Annotated in this window: 11 protein-coding genes; 3 read left to right on the top strand and 8 right to left on the bottom strand. The window is 70.3% G+C overall.

Translation table 11 applies throughout. The features are described from left to right. The first annotated feature begins 48 nt into the window (after positions 1-48). From BMX37_RS08780 to BMX37_RS08790, 3 genes are all read left to right on the top strand, one after another. Positions 49-5781, top strand: coding sequence for an alpha-2-macroglobulin family protein (locus tag BMX37_RS08780; RefSeq protein WP_093665335.1), 5733 nt, complete (start codon positions 49-51; stop codon positions 5779-5781). Beyond that, positions 5778-7880 carry a penicillin-binding protein 1C gene (pbpC, locus tag BMX37_RS08785; protein WP_170841879.1) on the top strand — a complete coding sequence of 701 codons (2103 nt, stop codon included), beginning with the start codon at positions 5778-5780 and terminating at the stop codon, positions 7878-7880. Before BMX37_RS08780 ends, pbpC begins: the two co-directional genes overlap by 4 nt. Before the next feature lie 154 nt (positions 7881-8034). Beyond that, a complete protein-coding gene (locus BMX37_RS08790; protein WP_093665337.1) occupies positions 8035-10560 on the top strand; it encodes a TonB-dependent receptor in 2526 nt (841 codons plus the stop codon). A gap of 39 nt (positions 10561-10599) precedes the next feature. Here the strand turns inward: BMX37_RS08790 and BMX37_RS08795 are convergent, their stop codons facing one another. The 8 genes from BMX37_RS08795 to BMX37_RS08830 form a co-directional block, all read right to left on the bottom strand. After that, positions 10600-11934, bottom strand: a complete 1335-nt coding sequence (locus BMX37_RS08795) for a sensor histidine kinase (protein ID WP_093665338.1) — start codon at positions 11932-11934, stop codon at positions 10600-10602. Between the two features lies 1 nt (position 11935). Continuing rightward, positions 11936-12610: a response regulator transcription factor gene (locus tag BMX37_RS08800; protein ID WP_093665339.1), complete on the bottom strand. Its 675-nt coding sequence runs from the start codon at positions 12608-12610 to the stop codon at positions 11936-11938. Positions 12611-12723: 113 nt separating this feature from the next. Continuing rightward, positions 12724-15327, bottom strand: a complete 2604-nt coding sequence (locus tag BMX37_RS08805) for a beta-mannosidase (protein WP_093665340.1) — start codon at positions 15325-15327, stop codon at positions 12724-12726. Positions 15328-15412: 85 nt separating this feature from the next. Continuing rightward, positions 15413-17149, bottom strand: coding sequence for an N-acetylglucosamine-specific PTS transporter subunit IIBC (gene nagE, locus BMX37_RS08810; protein ID WP_093665341.1), 1737 nt, complete (start codon positions 17147-17149; stop codon positions 15413-15415). Then, on the bottom strand, positions 17146-19653 hold the full coding sequence (gene ptsP, locus BMX37_RS08815) for a phosphoenolpyruvate--protein phosphotransferase (RefSeq protein ID WP_093665342.1): 2508 nt from the start codon (positions 19651-19653) through the stop codon (positions 17146-17148). The genes nagE and ptsP overlap by 4 nt, the downstream gene beginning before the upstream one ends. A gap of 38 nt (positions 19654-19691) precedes the next feature. Beyond that, entirely contained in the window at positions 19692-20864 is a 1173-nt protein-coding gene (nagA, locus tag BMX37_RS08820) for an N-acetylglucosamine-6-phosphate deacetylase (RefSeq protein WP_093665343.1), read from the bottom strand. Positions 20865-21096: 232 nt separating this feature from the next. After that, entirely contained in the window at positions 21097-21888 is a 792-nt protein-coding gene (locus BMX37_RS08825) for a copper homeostasis protein CutC (protein WP_244501468.1), read from the bottom strand. Position 21889: 1 nt separating this feature from the next. After that, entirely contained in the window at positions 21890-22861 is a 972-nt protein-coding gene (locus tag BMX37_RS08830) for a glycosylasparaginase (RefSeq protein WP_093665345.1), read from the bottom strand. Positions 22862-22881: the final 20 nt, after the last annotated feature.

The raw sequence follows: 22881 nt of genomic DNA on the forward strand, positions 1-22881 counted from the left end.
GACTTGTTCGGGCACGGGGCTAGCCTTCGGGGCCAAGGGGGTCCGTGCATGAAGCTTCTGGTTCGACTGGCGCTGGTGGCACTGGCGATGGCGCCGCTGGCCGCTTCGGGCGACAACAGCCCTCAGGTCCTGTTCGCATCGCCCGGCATCGGCGGGGGCGCGATCGAACGCTTCACGATCCGGTTCAGCCAGCCGATGGTCGCGCTGGGCGATCCGCGCGCGCAAGGACCGCTCAGCGTCGAATGCCCGGTCGCCGGCGAGGGACGCTGGGTCGACCAGCAGACCTATGTCTGGGAATTCGCGACGCCGCTGCCCGGCGGCACCGCGTGCGAGATGAAGACCCGCGAGGGGCTGAAGAGCGTCAGCGGCTATGCGCTGGGCGGGCAGCAGAGTTTCAAGGTCGACGCCGGCGGCCCGGTCGCGCGCGCCGTAATGCCCGGCGGTGGCGAGGTGGAGGAGGATCAGGTCTTCCTTGTCGCGTCGAACATGCCGGCGACGCCCGCCTCGATCGCGGCGAACGCCTATTGCGCGGTGGACGGGATCGGAGAGCGGATCGCGGTGGACGTGCTGGCACCCGACCTGCCGGCGAAACTGCTCGGTGAGATGGGCGATAAACGCTGGGAGGTCAGCAACTTCCTGGAAACGGCGGGGTTGCCGACCACCATTTCCGCCGCCGAAGGCGACCGGCGTCGCATGCTGGCGGGCGTGACCGCGCTGAAATGCCGCCGCCCGCTGCCGCCGGGCCGCGACATGGCGCTGGTCTGGGGCGCGGGGATCGCCGGGGCGGGCGGCAAGGTGGCGGGCGCCGACCAGCGTTTCGACTACACCGTGCGCAAGCCCTTCACCGCGCGTTTCGAATGTTCGCGCGTCAACCCACAGGCGGGGTGCAGCCCGGTGGAGGCGGCCTATGTCCGCTTCACCGCGCCCGTGCCGATGAGCCAGGCGGCCGCGATCCGCATCGAGACGGAGGACGGGACGTCGATCGCCCCCAAGTTCGACGACGACGACAAGAAGCGGGCGACGATCGCGGACATCCTGTTCAAGAGCCCGCTGCCGGTCGGCACGGCGGCACGGCTGGTGCTGCCCGCGGGGATCAAGGACGAAAGCGGCCGCCCACTTGCCAACGCGGAGCGCTTCCCCCTCGATATCCGCTTCGACGTGGCACCGCCTTTGGTCAAGTTCGCCGCCGGGTTCGGCATCCTGGAAGCGAAGCAGGGCGGCGTGCTGCCCGTCACGGTCCGCAACGTGGAGCCCGCCTTGCAGGGCCGGCAGTTGGGCGTGAACGGCCAGACCATGCGCGTCGATGGCGGCGATGGGGAGGTCGCGAAGTGGCTGCGCACCGTGGCCAGCGCCGGCGAGACAAAGGTCGAGGAGATCGAGCGCGGCAAGGACACGATCCGCATCAACCATACCGGCGAGGCGCCGGTCCTTGCCGCCGGTGCCGGGTCCGCGCTGAACGTCGCGCTGCCGGGCAAGGGCAAGGATTTCGAGGTGGTCGGCATTCCGCTGGCCAAGCCCGGTTTCTACGTCGTCGAACTGGCCAGCCCGGTGCTGGGCCGCGCGCTGCTCGGCCGGGACGTGTCGCGCTATGTCGCGACGGCCGCGCTGGTCACCGACATGGCCGTCCATTTCAAATGGGGGCGGGAGCGCAGCCTGGTCTGGGTGACGCAGCTGTCGGACGGAAAACCCGCCGCCAATGCGGAGGTTCGCGTGACCGACAGCTGTTCGGGCAGGCTGCTGGCGCGCGGGGTCACGGATCGCAGCGGCGGGCTGAACGTGCCCGCCGGCTTGCCCGAACCGGAAACCTATGGCGGATGCGAGAGCGATGGCGGATCGCACCCGCTGATGGTGTCCGCCCGGCGCGGCGACGATTTCAGCTTCACCCTGACCGATTGGGGGGAGGGGATCCGCCCCTACGACTTCGACCTGCCTTATGGTTATTCGGCGCGGGGGGAGACGGTGCACACCGTGTTCGACCGCGCGCTGGTCCGCCAGGGCGAGACGATCCACATGAAGCACATCTTGCGGCAGCCGATCGGCAACGGCTTCGCGCTGGCGCCCGGCGTGTCCGGCACGCTGAGGCTGTCGCATCGCGGGTCGGACACGGTGTTCGAGCTGCCGCTGTCGATCGACGCCAACGGGCTGGGTGAGACGGCCTGGACCGCACCGCAGGGTGCCCCAATGGGTGATTACGACCTGTCGATCGTCGCGGAAGGGCGCTCGTTCGAGGTGGGGCAGTCGTTCAAGGTGGACGAATACAAGCTGCCCACGATGCGCGCGACGGTGACCGGGCCGAAGGGGGCGGCGATCCGTCCCGCGACGCTGCCGCTCGACCTGTTCGTCGGCTATCTGTCGGGCGGAGGCGCGTCCAACCTGCCCGTGGACCTGCGCGTCGGCTGGTTCGCGCACGGCGCGACGCCGGAGGGGTATGACGGCTACACCTTTGGCGGACGCGCGGTCAGCGAGGGGGTGAAGCCGCTGGACGGCGACGGCGAGGAGGACAAGACCGAGCTGCCACCGACCCAGACCCTGCCCGCGCGCCTCAACGGCGACGGCACCGCGCGCCAGACCATCACCGTGCCGCAGGGGCTGGACGGCAATGCCGACATGCAGGTGGAGATGGATTATCAGGATGCGAACGGCGAGGTGCTGACCGCGTCGCGGACGATCCCGATCTTTGCCTCCGCGGTGCAGCTGGGCATCAGGACCGATGGCTGGCTGATGAAGCAGCACGACCTGCGCATGCGGTTCGTCGCGCTGGACACGGCGGGCAAGCCGATCAAGGGGCAAAAGGTGTCGCTGGCGCTGTACAGCCGCGAGGTGCTGACCGCACGGCGGCGGCTGATCGGCGGTTTCTACGCCTACGACAACCAGATGCGCACGACGAAGATCGACGCGGATTGCACCGCCGCCACCGACGCGCAGGGCCTGGCCCAGTGCCAGGTCGATCCGGGCGTGTCGGGGGAGGTCTATGCCGTGGCCACGACCGTCGATGGCGACGGCCATGTATCGCGCGCGACGCGCAGCGTGTGGCTGGCGGGCGATGACGACTGGTGGTTCGGCGGCGACAATGGCGACCGCATGGACCTGGTGCCCGAGCAACAGGCGTACAAGTCGGGCGACACTGCCCGTTTCCAGGTGCGGATGCCGTTCCGCGAGGCCACCGCGCTGGTGACCGTGGAGCGGGAGGGCATTCTGTCCAGCTTCGTCACGCATCTGTCGGGCCGCGACCCGGTGGTGTCGGTGCCGATGGACGGCGCCTATGCGCCCGATGTCTTCGTGTCGGTGATGGCGGTGCGCGGACGCACCACCAGTGGCTTCTGGAGCTGGCTGCACGGCATCGCCCGCACATTGGGCCTGTCGAGCACCCCGGACGAGGCGCCCGAGCCGACCGCGCTGGTCGATCTGGCCAAGCCCGCCTATCGCATCGGCATCGCCAAGGTGAAGGTCGGGTGGGAGGCGCACCGGCTGCAGGTGGATGTGAAGGCGGATCGCGAACGCTATGCGCCACGTGACACCGCCCAAGTCTCCGTGCGCGTCCGCACGCCGCAGGGCCGGCCCGCGCGTACCGCCGACGTGGCGTTCGTCGCGGTGGACCAAGCGCTGCTGCAACTGGCACCCAACGACAGCTGGGATGTGCTGACCGCGGAGATGGGAGAACGAGCCCTGTCGGTCTTGACCTCGACCGCGCAGATGCAGGTCGTCGGCAAGCGGCATTACGGGCGCAAGGCGGTGGAGGCGGGCGGCGGCGGCGGTGACGCGTCGGGCCTGAACCGAGAGAATTTCCAGCCGGTGTTGTTGTGGCGCGGGCGTGTGGCGCTGGATGCGCAGGGACAGGCGCGCGTGGCGGTGCCGTTGTCGGACGCCTTGTCCGCGTTCAAGCTGGTGGCGATCGCGACCGATGGTGCGCAACTGTTCGGCACGGGTAGCGCGGACATCCGCACCGCGCAGGACCTGTCGATCTATGCCGGTTTGCCGCCGCTGGTGCGTACCGGCGACGTCTATGCTGCTGGCTTCACGCTGCGCAACGGGTCGGACCGGCCGATGACCGTCACCGCGAACGTCGACGTGTTCCCCCGCGTCGCGACCGGCCGGCCGCTGACCGTGACGATCCCGGCCGGGGGCGCGGCGCCGCTGGCCTGGAACCTCACCGCCCCCGCCGGTGTCGACACCCTGCGCTGGCAGGTGCGGGCACGGTCCACGGACGGCCGCGCGACCGATCAGGTGACGGTGACCCAGGACGTGGTGCCGGCGATCCCGGTGGAGGTCTGGGCGGCGACGCTGGCGCGGGTCAATGCCGGCACGATGATCCCGATCACCCCGCCCGCCGGTGCGATCGCGGGACGGGGCAGCGTCGACATCCGCCTGGACGACAGCCTGGCGCCGCCGCTGAAGGGCGTGCGCGAGTATATGAGCGCATACCCCTACAATTGTTTCGAGCAGCGCCTGTCGCGCATCATCGTGCTGGGCGACGCGGCGGGCTGGACGCGGCTGGCGGGGGAGATCCCGACCTATCAGGCGCCGGACGGGCTGTTGCGCTATTTCCCCGGTGACTCGCTGAACGGGTCGGAGGCGCTGACCGCTTATGTCCTGTCGATCACGGGAGAGGCGGGGCTGGCGATCCCGGATGCTGCCCGGACCCGGATGGTCGAGGCGATGAAGGCCGTCCTCGACGGCAGGTTGCGCCGCGAAGAATATGGCGACGTGCGGTTGCAGCGGGTCGCGGCGCTGGCGGCGCTGGCCCGTGCCGGCGCGGCGACCCCGGCGATGCTGGGACAGATCGGCATGCCGCCGGCGGACATGCCGAGCGGAACGCTGGCCGATTATCTGGCCGCGATCGACCGCATACCCGGCCTGGCCAACGGCGCCGCACTGCGCGCGGAGGGAGAGCGCGTGCTGAGGACCCGGCTGGTCTATGAAGGGACGCGTCTCGACCTGTCGGACCAGTCGTCGGCGGCGTGGTGGCTGATGTCGTCGGGCGACGAGGCGGCGATCAAGGCGACGCTGGCCACGCTGGGCCGCCCCGGCTGGCAGGAGGATGGCCCGCGCATGATGGTCGGCGCGTCGCTTCGCCAGATGCGCGGGCATTGGGACACGACCACTGCCAATGCCTGGGGCACGCTGGCCGCGCGCCGGTTCGCGACCCTGTATCCGGCGGAGGCGGTGACCGGCACGACGACCCTGTCCTATGGCGGGCGTCAGGTGGCGCGGGGCTGGCCGTTGGCGGGTGAGGCGCGCACCCTGTCCTTTCCGCTGGCCGCGAGCCCTGCGCCGCTGAACCTGTCGCAGGCGGGCGGTGCGGGGCCATGGGCCAGCGTGTCGGTATCCGCCGCCGTACCGCTGAGCAGGCCGCTGGCGGCGGGATATCGCATGACGCGACAGGTGTCGGTGGTGCAGGCGCGCAACCCCGGCCGGCTGACGCGCGGCGACGTGGTGCGCGTGACGATCGCCGTGGACGCCAGTGCGGAGCGGAACTGGGTCGTGGTCAGCGATCCGGTCCCCGCCGGCGCGACGATCGTCGGCGATCTGGGCGGACAATCGGCGATGCTCCAGGCCGGGGGCGATGGGGAGGGTGTGCAGCCCTCTTATGTGGAGCGTGGCCGCGATGCGTGGCGCGGCTATTTCGCCTGGGTGCCGCGGGGCCGCTTCGTCGTGTCGTACACGCTGCGCCTGAACGGCGCCGGCCGCTTCGGCCTGCCGCCCAGCCGGGTGGAGGCGATGTATTCGCCCAGCATCCGCGCCGCCGTGCCCAACCAGCCGGTCGTGGTGGGCGTGCGGTGAGGCTGCGCCTGGCCGCGGTGGCAGGGATCGTCCTGCTGCTGGTGGCGATCGATTATCTGACCTATCCGCCCGCGCTGCCCGGCTATGCGCAGGCGCGCAGCGCTTTCCGCCCGTCGGAGGCGTGGCTGTACGATCGCCACGGGGTGCTCATCGACAGCACGCGGGTCGATTTCGCGACCCGTCGGCTGGGCTGGGTGTCGCTGGACCGGATTGCGCCGGTCGTGCCCCGCACGGTGGTCGCGGCGGAGGATCACCGTTTCGCCGATCACGGTGGTGTCGATTGGCTGGCGCTGGCCGGATCGATCGAACGCAGGCTGTCGGGACAGCGCACGCGCGGGGCCAGCACGCTTTCCATGCAGGTGGCCGGCTTCCTGTCGCCCGACCTCGCGCGGCCGGGTGCACGCGGCTGGCTGGACAAGGCGCGCCAGCTGCGTGCCGCGCGTGCGCTGGAGGCGCGGTGGAGCAAGGACCAGATCCTGGAGGCGTATCTGAACCTCGCGCCCTTTCGTGGCGAGGCGCAGGGGATCGGCGCGGCGGCGATGGCGTTCTTCGGCAAGACGCCGGCGGCGCTGGCGCATGACGACGCCGTGCTGCTCGCGGCGCTGTTGCCCGATCCGCAGGCGAGCGCGGCACGGCTGGCCTCGCGCGCCTGCCGCATCGCCCATGCGGCGAGCTGTGCCGCGTTCCAGGCACAGGCCGCGTCGATGCTGGGGCCTGCGCGCAGTCTGGCGCTGGACCCCGGCTTGGCTCCGCATCTGTCGGACCGGTTGCTGACGCGTGCCGGGATGCGCGTCACCACGACGTTGGACGCCGGCATTCAGCGCATGGCGATCGCGGCGCTGCGCCGCCAGTTGCAGGGGCTGGGCGGCAGCCGAGCGCGCGATGGCGCCGTGGTGGTGGTCGACAATGCCAGCGGTGACGTGCTCGCCTATGTCGGCGGGATCGGCGGCGCGTCGACGGCTCCGGCCGTGGACGGGGCGAACAGCTATCGACAGGCGGGATCGACGCTGAAGCCGTTCCTGTATGCCCAGGCGATCGAGCGCGGCTACCTGACCGCGGCGTCGATCCTGGACGATTCGCCGGTGCAACTCGACACGGCGTCGGGCCTGTACGTGCCGCAGAATTACGACCACGGGTTCAAGGGGCCGGTGTCCGCGCGCACGGCCCTGGCCGGGTCGTTGAACGTGCCGGCGGTGCGCACGCTGCTGCTGGTGGGGGTGGACCCGTTCCGCGACCGGTTGTGGGACACCGGCTATCGCGGGCTGGTCGAGGACGGGCAATATTACGGCTTCTCCCTGGCATTGGGATCGGCGGAGGTGACGCTGCTCGAACAGGCGGACGCGTATCGCAGTCTGGCGAACGGCGGGCGCTGGTCGCCCGTGCGCCTGACTCCGGATGCGCAAGTTGCGCCGCCCCGTGCGGTGACGACGCCGGCCGCCGCGTGGATCGTGGCCGACATGCTGGCGGACCCCAATGCGCGCGCCGCGACCTTCGGCCTCGACTCCGCGCTGCGCCTGCCGTTCTGGGCGGCGGTGAAGACCGGCACGTCCAAGGCGATGCGAGACAATTGGTGCGTCGGCTTCTCCGACCGTTTCACCGTGGCGGTATGGGTCGGCAATCTGGAGGGCGATCCGATGCGGGCGGTGTCCGGCACCAGCGGCGCGGCGCCCGTGTGGCGCGACCTGATGCTGGCGCTGGCGGCACGCGGTGGCGGCCATGCCCCGCCGCCCCCGCTGGGCGTGGAGGTGCGGCGCATCGCCTTTGCCGACCATCTGGAACAACCGCGCCGCGAATATTTCCTGCGCGGCACCGGCCAGGCGCTGATCGCCGCCGCCCCCGGCGAGTCGCGCCGTCCCCGCATCGTCAACCCGGTCGCCGGCACCGTCTATGCCATCGACCCGGATATCCCGCCGGATCGCCAGCGCTTCGCCGTCGCGGTCACCGGCAGCGTCGAGGCGTATCGCCTGCTGCTCGACGACCGCGACCTGGGGCCTGCAACGGCCCGGCCACAGGTGATGCCGGCGCCCGGCGTGCACCGATTGCGCCTGGTGGATGTCGCCGGCCGCTTGGTGGATCAGGCACGCTTCACGATCCGGTGACCGACGGCCCTGTCACCGGTGCCTCGCCCCATGAAAATGATGACAGAATGAAGACGCGGTTGCGCATGCCGTCACCAAAGAGTCACCGCTCCGCCGCCGAACATCCGTAGCGCCGCCCTTGCGACCAAGAGGTCCGTTAAGGGGAACACACACCATGCTTCGACTTTCGCGCGCCAGACTGCGGCTGCTTGCCGGCGCGGCCGTGCTGATCGCGCCGGGGGTTGCCGCCGCCGCTCCCGCGAATGGATCGCCCGCCGCTGCAAACGCGCCCGCCGTCAATGCCGCCGCGACGACCGCCGACCCCGCCGCTGCGAGCGATCCCAAGGATCCCACGGCCGATCAGCAGGCGCAGGCGGAAAGCGGGTTGAACGACGTGGTCGTGACCGCGACCCGTCGCGAAACTAACCTGCAAAAGACGCCGATCGCGATCAACGTGCTGGGCGCGGAAACCATCCGCGAGCGTCACGTTCAGAGCCTGCTCGACCTGGCCGACGGCGCGGTGCCCTCGCTGCGCGTCGCGACGTTCGAGGCGCGCCAGACCGCGCTGACCGTCGGCATCCGCGGCATCGTGCCGCTGGACGCGAACCAGCCGGCCCGCGAACAGGGCGTCGGCATCTATATCGACGGCGTCTATCTGGGCCGCCAGCACGGCCTGAACGCCGCCTTGTTCGACGTCGACCGGATCGAGGTGCTGAAGGGGCCGCAGGGCACGCTGTTCGGCCGCAACACCGAAGGCGGCGCGCTGAGCATCGTCACCAAGGCGCCGTCGGGCAAGTTCGACCTGCGCGCGACCGCCGGCGTGGCGAACTATGGCGGCTACAACGCCGACCTGCACATCGACCTGCCCGAAGTGAACAACATCAGCCTGAAGTTCGACGGCGTCGTGCAATATCAGGATCCGACCACCAAGAACCCGCTGGCCGGGCAAAAGGGGTGGAATTACTTCGACCGGCGCGGCGGCCGCGTGGCCGTGCGCTGGGCACCGCGTGACGACTTCAAGGCCGATTACGCCTTCGACTTCGGCTATGACGCCAACTCGCCCTTCTACAGCCAGCTGTTGAACTACAACCCGAACGGCTGTGTTGCGGGTGCCGCGTCCGCGTCCGCGGGCTGCGTCCTGCCGGGCACCAGCCCGACCAGCTTCACCGGCACGGTGAAGCCGCTGCCCGGAATCGTGCAGGTCAATGGCGACGACCGCATGAAGACCGCCGACATCGGCGTGCCGCAGAACCCCAGCATCGACAAGACGCACGGTACCTCGCTGCACCTGACGTACAATCCGGCCGACTGGATCGAGCTGCGCTCGATCACCGCATACCGCACCGTCAGCTCCACCCAGTGGGACAATTCCGGCGGCGCCCACCGCGTCCCCGTTTATGCGCCGAACGGCCTGTTCAGCCGCTACAGCCTCGCCGACCTGTACCAGCATCAGTTCAGCCAGGAATTCCAGGCGGTCGGCAGCCTGCCGCAGATCGATTACGCGGCCGGCCTGTATTATTTCACCGAAACCGCGAACGACGATGCGGCGACGCCCTCGTCCAACCAGTGGAACGCGAACGGGACGGCCTATACCATCGTCGATCCGCTGCGCGGCTCCAACGGCTTCGGCTCGCAGCCCGGCTTCCGCTCCATCGACCGCGCCAGCCGTGCCAAGTCGAAAAGCTACGCGGCCTACGGCCAGCTGACCTTCACGCCCGACGGGTTCGACGCGCTGCACCTGACGGCGGGCGGGCGCTATACGCATGACGACAAGAGCGGCACGCTGTTCATCGTCAACAACGCGCCGTCGCGCTGCCCGGTGGCCCAGAACCCGGCGCCGCTGTGCACCTTCTCCGAAAAGAACGACCGGTTCGACCCGATGGCGACCGTCGCGTTCGACGCCAGCGCCGACGTGCACCTGTACGCCAAATACGCCTCCGGCTACCGCGCCGGCGGTGCCAGCTCGCGGTCGATCAGCTATCGCTCGTTCGGGCCGGAAACGGTGAATTCCTACGAGGTGGGTGCGAAGACCGAGTTCCTGGATCACCGCGTCCGGCTGAACCTGGCCGGCTACATCATGGACCGCAAGAACAGCCAGGTCGACTTCTCCAACGTCGCGCCGCTCGGCAACGGCACGACGCGCAACACGCTGGAGACGATCAACGCGCCGGGCACGACGCGGATCAGGGGCGTGGAAGCGGACCTGACCGTCAATCCGGTACAGGGCCTGACGCTGACCGGGTCGTACGCATACACCTACACGCGCATTCCGCCCGTTCTGAACCCGTTCACCAACGTCCAGCAGAACGTCTTCATCGTCTATACCCCGCGCAACGCGGCGAGCGGATCAATCGACTACAGCCTGCCGGTCGCGGGCGCCTCGCTGCGCTTCCACCTGGACGGCAATTATGCGCAGGCGACGCAGACGTTCGACCAATATGCGACCAAGAACGACAGCTCGTTCATCGTCAACGGGCGTGTCGCCCTGGCCGATATCGACCTGAACGATGGACGCATGCTGACGATCAGCCTGTGGGCACGCAACCTGTTCAACGAGGCGCACGTCTATCGCCGCGATCCGTCCAACAGCCTGGGCGCGCTGACCACCAGCGGCGCGAGCAGCATAAACAACATCCTGGGCGATTACGGCAACTTCAACGCACCGCGCACATTCGGCGTGGAAGGGTCGATCCGGATGTGATCGGTCATGGGCGGGGTCGATCGCCCGGATTGACCTCGCCTAATTTGCGACCGGCAGGGTGAAGCATGCGCGCAGGCCCGGCCGCGCATCGTCCAGCACCAGCGCGCCGCCGTGCAGCCGTGCGATCGCATCGGCCAGCGGCAATCCCAGCCCATGGCCGGGCCGGTGCCGGCTGGCATCCAGTCGCCCGAACCGGCGCAGTGCCAGTGCCCGGTCGGCCGGTGCGATTCCGAGCCCGTCATCCTCGACGCACACCGTCGCGCGCTCGCCCGTAGCATGGATCGACACTCGTACGCGAGCGCCCGCCGGCGTGTGGTTGAGCGCGTTTTCCGCCAGGTTCATCAGCGCCTGGCCGAGCAATCCGGCATCGCCCGTCACCGTCAGAGCCGGCGGCGCATCCATGGCGATGTACTGGCCTGCCTTGGTCGCCAGCGGCGACAGGCTGTCGACCACATCGGCGGCCAGGGAGACGATGTCGATCGTGGCGAAGGCGGCGTGGCGGCTGCCGCTTTCCACCTCCGTGATGCGCAGCACGGCGCCGAACATCGCCAGCAGTGCGTCGCATTGCGCGATCGCATCCTCCAGCGCCGCCGCCTGTTCGGTGCTCGTCGCGTCGTTCGCCAGCCGCTCCAGCTTCGCACGCAACCGGGCCAGCGGCGTGCGCATGTCGTGCGCGACATCGGCGCTGACATGGCGCAGGCTGGTCATCAGCGCGACGATGCGGTCAAGCATATGGTTGAACGCCACCGCCTGCGCCGCGAATGCGCCGCCGCCCGCGGGAACCGGCACGCGGCGCGAAAGGTCGCCGTCGACGATCGCCTCCGCCGTCGAGCGCATGTCGCCGATGCGCCGCCGGATCAGCAGGCCGAACATCACCGTTCCGCCCAGCACCACCAGCGCGATCGCGCCGAAGCCGATCACTGCGTTGCGCAAACGCACCGGTCCGTATCCCTCGACCGGCTCGGTTTCCGCGATCACCGCCAGCCTCAGGCCGTGGCCCGCGTCCCGCACCAGCGCGCGCCCTGTTGACAAGCCGGCGATGCGGTCGGTGCCGTGCAGGGTGGACAGGCCGACCGGCGGGCGCCGCGGCAGTGCGACGTTTCCGCCCAGCCACGTGCCGCGCGGATCGATCAGCTCGAACCCGATGTCGCCGGTGTCACGACGCCGCGACAGGGTGTCGATACGGGCCAGGATCGTGGCGCGGTCGCCGGGCGCGACATCCTCCAGCACCGTGTCCGCGACAGCGGCGATGCGCCGGTCGACCAGCATCGCTATGGTGCGCCGCGCGGTGGTGTAGGTCGCATAGCCGGTCAGCCCGGTAGCCAGCGCGAACAACGCCAGGAACGCGACCGTCAGCGTGCGTAGCGACTGCATGTCACGCCTGCAGCATGTATCCGACACCCCGTTTGGTGACGATCGGATCGTCGCCCCCGTTGCCGGTCAGCTTGCGACGCAGGCTGAGCACCTGCGCGTCGACGATGTTGGCCGTCGGTTCGAAGTCATAGCCCCAGACCCGCTCGATCAGCATCGCGCGCGTCAGGTATCCGCCCGCCTGCCGCGCCAGTTCGAGCAACAGCCGGAATTCCAGCCGCGCGAGGTCCAGCGCCACGCCGTCGCGCCAGGCGCGGTGCTGGGTCGGGCTGATCACGATGTCGCCGGCACGGATCGTCTCCGCCTCCGTGCTGGTCCAGCCGCGTGCGCGGATCAGCGCCTTCAGCCGGGCATCGATCTCCGCCGCCGGGGTCGGCTTGGTCACATAATCGTCGGCGCCGGCGTCGAGCCCGTCGACCTTTTGGTCCCACCGGCCCAGCGCCGACAGCATCAGCACCGGCAGGCTCCGGCCACGCTCGCGCAGCCGGCGGACCACCGTTGCGCCATCCATGCGCGGCAGCATGCGGTCCAGGATCACCGCGTCGAAACTGTCGCGCTCCACTGCCACCAGCGCGGCTGCGCCATCCTCCGCGACCACCACGCGGTGATCCAGGGCGCGCAGTTCCTCCGCCAGTGTTTGGGCGGTCGGCTCGTCATCCTCGACAAGAAGCAGGTCCATGGCAAACAGCGTCCTCGCGCGGCAACCGGTGTGATCGCACCGATGCCGGGCGGTGCGGGCGGCTGCAAGCCCGGACGCGCGCCCGGTCGTCGCTTTGCCGCCGCCCGCTCAGATCATCGCGGCGATCCCAGCGAACGCAAGGTCAGCGCGCGGGCCAATGCGGCGGGGGACGCCTGGGCGGTGACCGTCACCGTGCGGCTTTCGCCCGGCAGCAGGTCGAAGCCATTGTCCGACGGATCGGCGGCCGTTGCGCCGAAATCGAGCATCACCGCGCGCGCCAGGCGCGCGGCCGTCACCGTTACCCGATTGCCCGCCCATGTCGCGCTCAGGCCCGGGTCGGGATAGCGCATGTCCTTGGGCACACCGCGTTCGACGATCGTCCGGCTGGCGACCGTATCGCCGACGACCAGCTCCGCCACGGCATAGCTGGCGGCGGGGTCGGAGCCGGCGAACAGGGCGTCGTCTGTCAGTGTCGCCGCTGGCGTGGCGGACAGCGGCGCCAGCGTGACGCTGCCCCCCTCCTGCTTCAACGCCGTGCCGTCCATCGCGAACGAGCGGATCGACCAGCGCGCCGGCACCGGCTGCGTCGCATCCGATACCAGCACGACCCGCGTCGCGCCGCCGCGATGTTCGGCGACGATCGCCTGGGGCGCGAAGAAGCGGCGGGCCTCGTACTGGAGCAGCTTCCACCGCCCGTCATGGTCGATGCTGGCCCAGGAGATCGCCGGCCACACATCGTTGATCTGCCAGAACAGCGACCCCATCGTGACCGGGCGACAGGCCCGGTGATGCAACGCGGCCATCCGGATCGCCTGTGCCTGATTCACCTGGCTCAGGTACACGAAGTCGCCGAAATCCTTCGGCTCGCCCAGCCGCGCGCGCATGTAGAACAACAGGCGCTCATTGCCCTCGCCCGCCAGGAACTTCTGGTGCGCCTTCATCACCGGGCTGTCGGGCGACAACGGACCCGGACCGGCGAAGTCGCGGATGGTCGCCAGCCCCGGTGCGCCCTGGAACCCGTATTCGGACATGAAGCGCGGGCAGCTGTCGAGATAGGTCTCGACCGGTTTCGACCCCGACCAGACTTCCCAGAAATGGCGGTCGCCCGCGGCGTCCCTGTCGGCCGGCCCGTCATAGTCATTCGAGGGCGATCCCGCCCAATAGGGGGTGCCCGGCGACCGGGTCAGCACCGCGTCGCGCAGCACCTGGCCGAACAGCACCGCCATGCCGGTCGCGATCCGTTCCTGTTCGTCGGCGCCGATCGCCTTCTTGAACGCCTGGCGGTCGCCCCAGTCCTGCCAGCCCGACAGGACCTCGTTGCCCCCGGTCCAGCCGACGATGGAGGGATGGTTGTTCAGGCGCTGGACCTGCTCCTCCGCCTCGATCCGCACATTCTCCCGAAAGGCGGCCTGGGCAGGGGGTACCGATCCACCGAACATGAAGTCCTGCCAGATCATCAGGCCCATCTCGTCGGCCATGTCGTAAAAGCCGTCGTCGAGATAATAGCCGCCGCCCCATACGCGCAGGGTGTTCATGTTGGCGTCGCGCGCGCCCTGCAGCACCCGGCGCATGTCGCCCGGCGTCACCCGCGCGGGAAAGCTGTCGAACGGGATCAGGTTCGCGCCCTTGGCAAAGATCGGCACGCCGTTGACGCGGAACCCGAACGCCCCATTCCCGCGGATCAGCTCCACCTGGCGCAGGCCGATGCGCCGTTCCGCCGTGTCGGTCGTCGCGCCGTTCCGGTCCAGCGTGGCGCTGGCCCGGTACAAGGCTTGCCCGCCGTACCCGACCGGCTGCCAACGCTGCGGGTTCGGCACCGTCAACGGCACGGTGACGTGGTTCAGGCCGGGGACGAGGGTCGCGCGCCCTTCGGCTTCCACCCGCCTGCCGTCCGGGCCGGTCACCGCCACGCGCAGCGTCGCGGGTCCGGCATGGTCCGCCACGACCTCGAACCGGGCGGACAGCCGCGCCTCCGCATCGCTCAACGCGTCCTGATCGATCCGGAACGTGTCGATCCGCGCGTCGTCCCACGCCTCCAGCCGGATCGGGCGCCACGGGCCGACATTCAGGATGCGCGGTCCCCAGTCCCATCCGTAATGATATTTGGGCTTGCGGATATAGGGGGACGTTTGCCGCCCCTTGGGCTCGTCGCCGAACGCGGAGTCATATTCGCCGGGCAGCGAGTGCGCCTCCGCCAGCACGGCGGGCTGAAGGGTGCGGATCGGCGCGGCGAAGGTGATGGTGACGCTGTTCTCGCCGCCATGCAGGAACGGCTTGGCCGCCACCCGCCAGCGGCGGTGCGCATTGTCGGCCTTCAGCACCTCGCGGCCGTTGATCGCGACGGTGGCAAAGGTGTCGAGCCCGTCGAACACCAGGTCCAGATGATCGCGCGCCAGCATTGCCGGCGTGACCCGCAACGTGCGGCGGTACTGCCAGTCGGTGCGCCCGACCCATTGGATCGCCGCCTCGTTGGTGCGCACGAAGGGGTCGGCGACCCGGTGCGCAGCGATCAGGTCCTGTTGCACGCTGCCCGGCACGCGCGCGGTGAACCAGCGCCCCTCGCGCCGGTGTTCGGCCAGCGCGCCCGCGTCGGTCGGCGCGATCCGCGCCTGCCACCCGTCGTCCAGCGGGGTGACCGTGCGCGGCGCGGCCATAGCACTGCCCGCCATCAACGCCGGCATCGCCATGGACCAGATGGTCACCAATTTCCGCATCATCGCCTCTCCCCCGGCCGTCCCGGTCGCATGGTGTAAAACGGATCGCACGCCGGGTGAACCGTGCACCGGCGTGTCCCGCCGCCGGTCAGGCGGGCAGCGCCGCGCGGCCAGCCAATGTCGCCAGCGTGGTGTCGTCCGCCAGCAGGTGCAGCACGCCATTGGCGGGATGCGCGAGCGCGCGGATGCCGAGGTCGCTCAACGCTCCCTCATCCGCCCAGTCCGCGTTTTTCAGATGCACCCGCAAGCGACCGTGGTGGCGCGACCCGGCCAGGACATTGTCCATCCCGCCGAGCGCGGCCGTCAGCGAAGGTGTCAGCTCCAGCGGCAATTCCGGCTCCGCTGCCGCCGCCTGCGCGAGCGGTTGGGCGACATCGCCGCCGGCTGCCACCACCGCGCGGATCTCGTCGGCCACCATGTCGGCCATCGGTCCCAGCACCACCTGCAACGCGGTGTCGGACGGGCGGATCAGCCCGCGCGCGCCCAGCGCCTTCAGCGCCGCCTCGTCCACCGCCGCCTGATCGCGCACCACCAGCCGCAGCCGGGTCGTGCACGCGTCGACCGATTGCAGGTTCGCCGATCCGCCCAGCGCGCGCGCAAAGGCGCCGCCGCGGCCCCCGGCGTCCGATCCCTGCGCCGGAACCTCGGCCGCCGGCACCGCTTCACGCCCCGGTGTCGGCAGGTCGAAGCGGCGGATGAAGAAGCGGAACAGGCCATAGTACAGCGCGAACCAGACCAGCCCCACCGGCAGCAGCAACAGCGGCCGCGTCGCCTTGCCGAAGTTCAGGACATAGTCGAACAATCCGGCGGAAAAGCCGTAGCCGAGCCGCACGCCCAGCGCGTTCATCACCGCCTCCGCCAAGCCGGTCAGCACCGCGTGGATCGCGTACAGCGCTGGCGCCAGGAACATGAAGCTGAACTCGATCGGTTCCGTCACGCCGGTCAGGAACGAGGTCAGCGCGAGGCTGAGCAGCAGTCCGCCGACCGCCTTGCGTCGGTCCGGCGCGGTTTCGTGGTACATGGCCAGGCATGCGGCGGGCAGGCCGAACATCATGACGGGGAAGAACCCGCTCATGAAGCCGCCCGCGCTGGGATCGCCCGCGAAGAAACGGGTCAGGTCGCCCGTCTTTCCATGATAGTCGCCGACCACGAAATAGGCGACGTTGTTCAGGATGTGGTGGAGCCCGGTCACCAGCAGCAGCCGGTTGAGCAGCCCGAACGCGAACAAGCCCCAGCCGCCCGCGGCGACCACGCCGCCGGACAGCGCGTCCATGCCGCCGCTGATCGCGCCATAGCTCTCGCCCAGCACCAGCGCGAACAGCAGGCCGGTGAACCCCGCCAGGATCGGCACGCTGCGCCGTCCGCCGAAAAAGGCGAGGTAGTCGGGCAGCTTGACCGCGCTGAACCGATTGTAGAGCAGCCCGCCGGCCAGGCCCGACAGGATACCGACGGGCACGTCCAGCTTCGCGATCGCCGCCGCCTTCCACGCCGCCGATACGGTCGCGGACAGCGTATCCGGAACGCCGCTCAGCGCGGATGCCGGCGCGTCGATCAGCGCCTGTGCGCCGTTGCCGGACACCAGGTAGCAGACCATGCCCCCCATCGCCGCCGCGCCGTTGCCGTCGCGGGCGAAACCGGTCGCGACCCCGACCGCGAACAACAGGCCCAAGTGCGAAAAGATCGCTTCCCCCGCCGCGCTGACAAAGGCGATGTTGAGCAGGTCCGGCTGGCCCAGCCGCAGCAGCAGGCCCGCGATGGGCAGCACCGCGATGGGCAGCATCAGTGCCCGGCCAAGCGGCTGCAACGCGCCAAGGATCGCCTTCATGCCTTAGCTCCTTCCTTGGCGAAGCGTCGCGCCAGGGTTCTGACGCCGGCGGCGGAATCGCAACGCAGCGCCGCCGTCGCGTGATCGCGACAGGCGGCCATCGACAGGGTGGACACCAGTGCCTTGATCTCCGGCACCACCGCGGGCGCGGCGGACAATTCGGTGACGCCCAGGCCGATCAGGATCGGCACCGCCAGCGGATCGGATGCCAGCCCGCCGCACACGCCGGTCCAGCGCCCCTGTCGCGCCCCACCGTCGCAGGTCGTGCCGATCAGGCGCAACACCGCCGGATGCAGGCCATCGACGCCCCCCGCCACGGCCGGATTGCCGCGATCCATGGCCAGCACATATTGGGTCAGGTCGTTGGTGCCGATCGACAGGAAGTCGACCTCAGCCGCGAACAGGTCGGCGGTGACCGCGGCGGCGGGCGTTTCGACCATGATGCCCAGCGCGACGGGGTCGGTGATCGACAATTCCGCGCGCAGCCGGTCGAGCACCGCGCGCACGGCGCGGACCTCGTCCAGCCCCGCGACCATCGGCAGCATGATGCGGCACTGACCGATCGGGCGTACCGACAGGATCGCGCGGATCTGGTCCTCCAGCACCGCCGGATACGCCAGGCTCACCCGGATGCCGCGCAGGCCCAGCGCCGGGTTCTCCTCGGCAAGGATCGGCAGGTACGATGCCGGCTTGTCGCCGCCGATATCGAGCAGGCGGACGATCAGCGGTCGCCCCTCCAACCCCTCGGCGATGCGTTGATACTCCGCCGCCTGTTCCGCGACGGTCGGCATCGTGTCGCGGTCGAGGAACAGGAATTCGGTGCGCAGCAGGCCGCATCCTTCCGCGCCGCGCGCCACCGCAGGCGCCGCATCGTCGGCGGAGCCCAGATTGGCGAACACCTCGATACGCGTGCCGTCCGCGGTGACGCAGCGCTCTCCCGCGCGGGCCAGCATGTCCGCCCCCCGCCGTGCCTCGTCCGCCACCCGTCCGCGCGCGGTGTCGAGCAGGTCCGCGTCTGGGTCGGCCAGTACCCATCCGGCGCCGGCATCCAGCACGACGCGGCTGCCCTCATCCACGCCACCCAGCGCCGCCCCCACTGCGACCAGCGTCGGCAGGCCGAGGGACGCGGCCAGCACGGCGACATGTGACGTCGGCCCGCCACGTTCCACCACCAGCCCGGCGAGCGCCTTCGCATCGATCGCCATCAGGTCGGACGGCAGCAGGTCGTCGGCCAGCAGGATGGTGCCGGGCGGATAGCTGGATGGGACGGTCGTGTTGCCGAATAGCCGTGCGATCAGCTGCCGTTCCAGATCCAGCATGTCGTCGGCACGCTCGGCCAGCCGGGCATCGCCGCCGGCGCGCAGCCGGCCGGCCAGTGGGCGGATCGCGCCGCGCAGGGCATGGCCGGCACTCTCGCCGCGCACGATGCCGGCGCGGACCGCATCGAGCAGCGCAGGGTCGTCGAGCAGCGCGCGGTGCGCCTCCATGATCGCGCGCGCGGGTCCGGTCGCCGCGCGTTCCCGCAGCGTCAGATCGCCGGACAGCGCCTGCCGCGCCGCCTCGAACGCCGCCTCCTCCTGCGCGATGCCGACGCCGTGTTCCGGCACGTCGAGATCGGCGGTGCGCAGCCGATGGGCGATGCCGACTGCCAGACCGGGTACCGCCGTGACCCCGGTCAGCGCCCCCGCTGGCCTGTCCGCTGCCGATGGCGCCTGCACGACCGGCGGCTGCGCGGCTGCGGCCTCCGCTTCGTTCATGCCGCTCTCGATCAGGGCGATCAGCGCGCCGACCGACTGCTCGGCACCGGCCCCGCGAGCGGACAGCGTCACCGTGTCCCCCCGGCCGATGGTCAGCGCCATGAGGCCGGTCGGGCTGACCGCATCCGCATGCTCCCCGTTCCGGGCGATCGTCACCGCGGCCGGCTGCTGCCGCGCCAGGGTGGCTATCCGCGCGGCGGGGCGGGCATGGATGCCGTGGGGCAGGGCGACGACCAGCGTCCGTTCGAACAGCGCGCCGTCCGTCCCGCTGGGTGGCGGTGCGGCGGGATCGACGCGCGCCAGGGTCATCAACGGCGCGCCGGAGGCGATCGGCCCCGGCGCGGCCCGGTCGCGGACCTGCCAGCCGTCACCGACCAGCAGGATCGGCGTCACCATCGCCCGCGCCTCCCGTACCAGCAGGTCCAGGTCGAAACGGATCAACGGCGTGCCCGCCGCCACCGTGTCGCCGCCGCGCACCAGCACCGTGAAGCCGCGCCCGCCCAGCGCCACCGTGTCCAGCCCGAGATGGATCAGCAACTGCGCCCCGCCTTCCGCCGTCATGGTCAGGGCGTGTCCGGTGGATTGGACGCTCAGCACCGTGCCCGCGCAGGGGGCGCACAACAGGTCGCCGACAGGATCGACGGCGATGCCGTCGCCCAGCATCCGTTCCGCGAACACCGGGTCGGGTACGTCCGACAGCGGTGTGATCCACCCGTCCAGCGGGGCAGCGAGGGTGATGGTGGCCATGCGATGATCCTGCGGATGGGCGGGCACGGCGCGGGACGTCAGGCGACGTGGGCCGCTGGCGCCGGCGCGAAGAACGGCTCTGGCTCGGCGCGGTCCCCGCCGACGGTCGTTGCGACCGGTTGCAGGTCGGCGGACAGCTGCACCCAGTCCGCCCTCAAGCTGGCCGCCAGTGCACCACGCTCCGCCAACAGACCCAGAAGCGCGGCTGGGTTGGCCGATGCCATGGTGGACGCGTCCTGTGGCGACAACTGCATCATCGACACCGCGCCGCGCAGCGCCGCCGCCATGTCGATGTCGCATCCCGCCAGCGTGCCGTCCGGCCCCAGGCAGCGGCCACCCTCGACATGGATCGGCACGTCGCCCAGCAGGAAGTCCTTTTCCGCCGCACCGACCGACGGCATCGCGTCGGATATCAGCATGAGGCGATCGTGCGGACGGCTGCGGAGCGCCACGCGCAGTACCGCGGGATCGACATGGAACCCGTCGGCGATGATGCCGCACCATACGGCCTGATTGTCCAGCGCAGCGCCGACCAGTCCCGGTGCGCGGTGCAGCAGCGGCGACATGGCGTTGAACAGGTGCGTCACCCCGCTCGCGCCCGCGGCGAACCCGGCCTGCGCCTCGTCCAGGGTCGCGTCGCTATGGCCCAGGCTGACGATCACGCCGGCCGCGACCAGCGCGGCGATGCGGTCCGACGGCACGATCTCCGGCGCCAGCGTCACCATCACCTTGCCGCGTCGGGGCCTGGTAAGCAGGTCCAACAGCGCATCGTCGAGCGGGCGAAAGCGGCGGGGATCGTGGATGCCCTTGCGCGCCGGGTTGATGCACGGCCCCTCGACATGGATGCCGACGACGCCCGGTACCCCGGCCGCAATGGCATCATCCACCGCGTCCAGCGCGCGGCCGATGATGGCGGGCGTCTCGCTGATCAGCGTCGGCAGAAAGGCGGTGGTGCCGTAACGGCGATGCGCGGCACCGATCGCCGCTATTCCGTCCACGTCCGGCGCATCGTTGAACAGCACGCCGCCGCCGCCATTGACCTGCACATCGACGAAGCCGGGCATGATCCAGCCGCCATCGAGGTCGATAGCGTCGCCACGGATCTGCGGGTCCAGCGCGACGATGATCCCGCCCTCCACATCCAATGATGCGGCCGGCAGGACGCCGCCGGGAGTAACGATGTGCCCGTTGGCGAACGCGTGAATGGTCATACGGCTTTCATGAAGGCGTCGGAGCAGTGCGGCGCATCGGGTACGGGGGAGGGGAGTGTAGGAATCGAAACGCCGGCAATGGTCGGCTTTGCCCGCATTTGGTCATGTCCGCTGGTGTAAGCCCATGGTGCGATGGGGCGTTGCGCGGCATTACCCTGCTCCGCCGGGTTGGATGATCGAACAAATGGTAAGGCGGGCACGTTGCTTTTTGCCATTCCGCGAAAGTTATTCGTCATAGATTGGTATCATCGGTTTGCGCGATGCGCAATCCCGTGACAAGCGTGGCCACTTTCGCGCGATCCGTGACCGCACGTGTCGCGCCGACAAAGCCGAAGCGCCGCTCCGCATCATGCGCGTCGATGGTGACGGCGGTGCGACAGGACGCGTGGACCTCTCGCACGCCGGTGCTCAGGATCGCTGGCAGCGTCGCGGCATCGACGCCGCTGCCGGCCAGGATGACGATGCGGCCGGCAGCGCGCCGGTGCAGGGTGGCCAGATTCGCGAGTCCCTCCGTCGCGCGCGGTACCCCGCCCGAGGTCAGGATGCGGTCGAAACCCAGCGCAGCTGCCTGCTCCAGCGCCTCCGACAGATCGGGCACCAGGTCAAAGGCGCGGTGCAGCGTCAGCGACAGCGGCCGTCCCCTCCCAGCGCCCAATGCGCGGGCGTGCGCGATCCAGGCCGACAAGGTGGCGATATCGAGCCGCCGGTCGGCTTCGCTCGCGCCGATCACCACGCCGGCCAGACCCGCCTCGGCCGCGAGGCGGATGTCGTCGGCGACCAGCGCCCGTTCGGCGGTGGAGGCGATGAAGTCCCCTTCGCGGGGGCGGCAGAGCAGGTGGACGGGCAGGGTCCCCGCCGCGGCGGCGCGGATCAGCGACTCCGGCGGGGTCAGGCCGCCGATGCCCAGCGCGGCGCACAGCTCGATCCGGTCGGCGCCGCCCTGCGTGGCCGCGACGAGCCCCGCGACCGAATCGACGCACACCTCCAACAGGCGGCGCGGGGGCTTTGCTGGCGTCGGTGTCACCTCAGGCCCGGAACAGCGATCCGGCCTTGTGGACGACCGTGCGGCCGGCGGCGTCTGTCGCAGCATAGGTGAAGCCCGGCAACAGGCAGAACGCGCCCACTTCCCCTTGCGGGCCAAGCGCCAGGAAGCCGACCTGAACCCCCCGGATCGCGTCGCCGCGCAGGGAGGCGATGTGCCGCACCACCTCTTCGCAGGCGGCCTGCGGGGACAGGCCGGCGCGCATGGAGGCGACCACGCGTGCGGTGCCGGCCACGCGCGTCACCTCTTCGCCCAGGCCGGTGGAGGTCGCGGCACCCACACCGCGCTCCACGAACAGGCCGCAGCCGACCTGTGGCGAATCGCCGACCCGGCCGCGCATCTTGAACGCCATGCCGGAGGTCGTGCAGGCGCCCGCGAGCCGCCCGGCCGCGTCGCGCGCCAGGATGCCGATCGTGTCATGGTCCAGCGCGCCGCCAGGCGTTCGCGACACGCGGTTCTCGACATTCGCCTCCGGCCGGTAGTTCGCGGTGCGCAGCCAGTCGCGCCACGCCTTTTCCGCCTCCGGGGTGAGCAGCGCGCGCTGTGGAAAGCCCTGGTCGCGGGCGAAGCGGGTCGCGCCGTCTCCCACCAGCATGGTGTGCGGCGTCTTTTCCATCACCCGCCGCGCGACGGAGACCGCATGCACCGTGTCTTCCAGCGCCGCGACTGCGCCCACCTGACCGGTATCGTCCATGATGACCGCGTCGAGCGTCACATGCCCGTCGCGGTCGGGATAGCCGGAATAGCCGACCGAGTGATTGGCGGGATCCGCCTCCGGCACCATGCCGCCGGCCTCCACCGCGTCGAGCAGGGAACCGCCCGCGCTCAGCCGCGCAAACGCCGCCGCATTGGCCGCCGCGCCGAAATCCCAAGTCGACAGGACCGTCGCGCCAGGCCCCGCAGCGCGCTTGCGCCGTTGCAACGCGGCGGCAGGCGTCGCGGCCAACAGGCCCATGGCGGAGAGCAGAGAACGTC

It is taken from the genome of Sphingomonas gellani, assembly GCF_900110035.1.
Lineage (GTDB): Bacteria > Pseudomonadota > Alphaproteobacteria > Sphingomonadales > Sphingomonadaceae > Sphingomonas > Sphingomonas gellani.